Origin of the sequence: uncultured Candidatus Kuenenia sp. (genome assembly GCF_900696675.1) — a bacterium.
Classification (GTDB): Bacteria; Planctomycetota; Brocadiia; order Brocadiales; family Brocadiaceae; genus Kuenenia; species Kuenenia stuttgartiensis_A.
Genome location: NZ_CAADGZ010000207.1, coordinates 1 through 3,520 on the forward strand (window position 1 = coordinate 1; position 3,520 = coordinate 3,520).

Annotated in this window: 5 protein-coding genes and 2 pseudogenes; 6 read left to right on the forward strand and 1 reads right to left on the reverse strand. The window is 38.7% G+C overall.

Going from position 1 to position 3,520, the window contains the following annotated elements:
- The first annotated feature begins 496 nt into the window (after positions 1-496).
- The 6 genes and pseudogenes from QZT26_RS16870 (at position 497) to QZT26_RS16895 (ending at position 3,133) form a co-directional block, all read left to right on the forward strand.
- Entirely contained in the window at positions 497-700 is a 204-nt protein-coding gene (locus tag QZT26_RS16870) for a hypothetical protein (protein ID WP_099326653.1), read from the forward strand.
- On the forward strand, positions 687-1,013 hold the full coding sequence (locus tag QZT26_RS16875; protein ID WP_157820771.1) for a type II toxin-antitoxin system PemK/MazF family toxin: 327 nt from the start codon (positions 687-689) through the stop codon (positions 1,011-1,013). Before QZT26_RS16870 ends, QZT26_RS16875 begins: the two co-directional genes overlap by 14 nt.
- A gap of 611 nt (positions 1,014-1,624) precedes the next feature.
- Positions 1,625-1,936, forward strand: coding sequence for a type II toxin-antitoxin system HicA family toxin (locus QZT26_RS16880; RefSeq protein ID WP_197705286.1), 312 nt, complete (start codon positions 1,625-1,627; stop codon positions 1,934-1,936).
- Between the two features lie 15 nt (positions 1,937-1,951).
- Entirely contained in the window at positions 1,952-2,152 is a 201-nt protein-coding gene (locus tag QZT26_RS16885; RefSeq protein WP_099326860.1) for a type II toxin-antitoxin system HicB family antitoxin, read from the forward strand.
- 609 nt (positions 2,153-2,761) lie between these two features.
- Positions 2,762-2,875, forward strand: a pseudogene (locus QZT26_RS16890) (transposase family protein); the annotation flags it as partial.
- Positions 2,855-3,133 (forward strand): helix-turn-helix domain-containing protein, encoded by a 279-nt coding sequence (locus QZT26_RS16895; RefSeq protein ID WP_338140409.1) that lies wholly within the window; start codon positions 2,855-2,857, stop codon positions 3,131-3,133. The pseudogene QZT26_RS16890 and the gene QZT26_RS16895, both read left to right, overlap by 21 nt.
- On the opposite strand, the pseudogene QZT26_RS16900 reads toward QZT26_RS16895, so the two are convergent.
- Positions 3,095-3,520 (reverse strand): annotated as a pseudogene (locus QZT26_RS16900) (transposase); the annotation flags it as partial. The gene QZT26_RS16895 and the pseudogene QZT26_RS16900 sit on opposite strands and share 39 nt — an antisense overlap.

The following is a 3,520-nucleotide window of genomic DNA, read 5'->3' on the forward strand; positions in this document are numbered from 1 at the left end:
GTAATTCCTGATTGTTTGATCGTCTAACAAGAGCGCCTCTGCTACTTCTTCATAACTCCATCCTGAATCAAGAAGAAGTATAGCTTTGATTCGGTCGGCATGACGTCTATGAGGCTCTTTCTTATGTACTTTTTTAAATTCTATTCGGGTTTTTTCACTGAGAAATGGATTCATGCAGAATTTAATACTCTAGAAACAATTCAAATGCAAGAAAAAAACAGGTTTTTCTAAAAATAAATGCTTTTGACTATAATTAGAATTCCGGGGGACACGATACTTATCTTTGTATATTATGTGCTTATGAAAAACTTTGACAGCCTCGTGCGACTACACGAGCAATTCTTGACATGCACACATCTTAACCATTTAAAAAACGAGGTATTGGATTGCATTAGTCTTTTACGACAAAGAGCAGAAAAACGCATTGAGCGAATAATTGCCAATTTGCGGAGCGGGAAAATGTTATTTTAATCATCAAATTTAAGGAGTGTAAAACATGAAAGCTTATGAATATTATGCAGAGGTTTTGCCTGATGGGCATTTGTCTATTCCAAAAGGTCTTAAGGATAAACTGAAACCTGATTCAAAGGTAAGAATCATGCTTTTGCTTGATGATGAGGAAACAGCGTGGAATAACTTTGCGATGTCACAGTTCCTGAAAGGTTACTCGGAAAAGGATGCCATATATGACAACCTATAACTTTGGCGAAATTATTCTTGTGAGATTTCCCCATACTGACTTGCAGGACATTTCTAAAAGGCCTGCCCTTATTTTATACGATTCGGGGGATCAAGATATTCTCATAGCAAGAATAACAACACAGGAATATACCACTGGGACTGATTATAAAATCGTTGAATGGAAAAGTTGCGGTCTTCTTGTGGAATCCTTTATAAGAATTAGTAAGCAGGCAACAATCGAAAAAAAATACGTGATCAAACCATTGGGAACATTGGCAGAAGCAGAACTAAATGCCGTAAAATCTATCATTAAAAATATGTTCAAATTTTGAGCAATTATACCAAGCTTGACAAAGAGACGGAGGTTATGGAAGATATGCGTTTTTACTACAGAAGGCAGAAAAGCGCATTGAGCGAAATATTACCACGGTGTGTGAAGTGGAGATTAAAACAATGATTATATTGATAAAGCTATTTGTTACAGATAAGAACGAAAATCATTGATAAATAACATCTTAGCTGTGTCATTTAATTAGCCGAAGGGGAATTAGGGGACACTTCCCATATTTCTTGCTTAATCTGGTGGATAAATATTGGAAGTGTCCCTATATTTTCCCCTGCTTTCTTCGGATTAGGAGAAGAAAATCAATGCACACAATCTTGTACATAAATGGTAGGAGGATTTACTTTTTTGCAAACGAAAGCAATGAATCTATCATGTGCATTGCCAGAAATCAGGGAGGACTTGGGGTCGCATCCTAAATATTAAGCCAGGTTGGATTGAGGTACGACTCGAAGAGAAAGCAAAGCGAAACCCAACATTCTTTGAATACCACGAACGGTTGATGTAAAGGGATGCATTTCTGGTTTTTTGTAATTTCTGCCATGTTTTAATGAAATGTTGCCGTTGTGTTAACCCCTGACAGGGATTGTTCATGTTCATTTGACCGATGATACTATACGTCTTGCTGAGGTGCATTGGTTTGAAGCGCATGGCATTAGAAAAAAGAAAATGTATCAGGTTAAATTGGGACAGCGATTGTTTTTTATGAGTTATAAACGGTCAAAGATTATAAAAGTTTTAAGGGAATATGGTTTTACATTTTTGCGGGAAGGCGGCAATCATACTATTTTTACAAATGGGGAAATAAATATCCCTGTAGGCAGACACAAAGAAATTGACCGCGATACGGCAAGGGCTATCGCCAAAGAAATACAAATTGAATGGGAAGAATTTAAAAGACATATTAACTAAAAAAGAGGTATACCAATGCAAACATTTACCGTTACCATAGCCAAGGGGGAAAAGTTTTACATTGCACAGTGCAAGGAACACTCAAATTGTTTTACTCAGGGAAAAACAATAGAGGAGGCCATTCATAATATAAAAGAGGTTATTGAGCTTATACTGGAAATCAAAAAGCCTAAAATAAAGGTGGTATTAAAAGAAGCTCTTGTAAATGCCTTGTAAAAAAGGCAAACAGAGTCAGAGATTGGAATTTGAAGGCACATTTTATCATATCACATCAAGAGGCAATCTGCATAAAATAGGTGATTTAGGGTCAAATGCATCGCACAGGCAGGTAAAATGGTAGACTTGGGGTCGTATCTTAAATATTAAGCCAGGTTGGATGAGGCACGACTCGAAGAGAAAGCAAAGCGAAACCCAACATTCTTTGAACGCCACGAACGGTTGATATCATCAACGGATGCATTCCTGATTTTTTTGTAATTTCTGCCATGTTTTAATGAAACGTTGCCGTAGCAGAAATGACGGAAAAGGGAAAAAGACGTAAAAACTCTAATGGAGACTTGGGGTCGCATCTTAATATGGCTCTTCAGGCAAGTGAGTGGGTAAAAATGAGTCATGAATTGACTGCAACATAGCATAAAATAAGGGGAAAAAGAAGTTTTTTATGAGCAAAAAAAACTGTATGATACTTGCATGGAAAAAAAGAGACGACTGCTGGACGAATACAGGTTCCCCGGGTTTAGTCCGAGAGCAGAAATTAAGGGGATATTTGGAGACTCGAAGGCACGTGTTATTTAGACTTAAGCGGACACAAAAAAAACGGTATGTGGGTGTTGTGGAAAGATTCATTGGAGTCATTACGACAAGAAGGTGCGTCTGGTACGGGATTTATCCTGTGGAGATGCACGGATTTACCTGGAAGTGGAGGTGCGGCGAGTATTATGTCGGAAGTGCAAAAAGGTGAAGCGGGAAAAACTGGAATGGCTTGCGGACAATCCCTTTTACACTAAGCGATTTGCCTATTCTGTAGGACGGAAGTGCCGTACTATGACCGTAAAGGATGTGGCGAAGGAGTTCCAGCTGGACTGGGATACGGTGAAGACATTAGACAAAGAATACATGAAGAAACGTATCTATTCAGCGTATTTTCACCCACTGTCGCTACGAGCTAGCAAAATCAGGCAATTCGCCACGGAATAGCATCTGTAATGCCCGGCTCAAATTTACCCCTTGCTTTCGACAGGTCGAGAGATAACTCCGGATGCGGCAGAAAATTTTCGCTCATTCCAAAGAACGAAAACAGCCAGATATCTTCTGCTGAACCTTCGTCATCCTGATATCGTTTTCTGCCAAATTGTTCGTAAATGGGACATTTTTATTGTCCATAAACCTCAGCACATCTCCCTCATACTTCCTCAATCGTTCCAGAAGATTCCGTGCCTTTGTCCTTCTTACCCTCCCCCTTTTTCCTTTCTTCGGTATGATCACTTTCGGTATATAAAGACTTATCAGTTCCTTGTATTCCTTCTTGTAAAAACCCTTGTCTGCACTTATACTTTCTATCTCTTCTTCACCAAACAAATTTAA

Excerpts from the sequence above, each read along its gene's own strand:
- QZT26_RS16870 (WP_099326653.1), top strand. The coding sequence starts at position 497 with ATGAAAGCTTATGAATATTATGCAGAGGTTTTGCCTGATGGGCATTTG.
- QZT26_RS16875 (WP_157820771.1), top strand. The coding sequence starts at position 687 with ATGACAACCTATAACTTTGGCGAAATTATTCTTGTGAGATTTCCCCAT.
- QZT26_RS16885 (WP_099326860.1), top strand. The coding sequence starts at position 1,952 with ATGCAAACATTTACCGTTACCATAGCCAAGGGGGAAAAGTTTTACATT.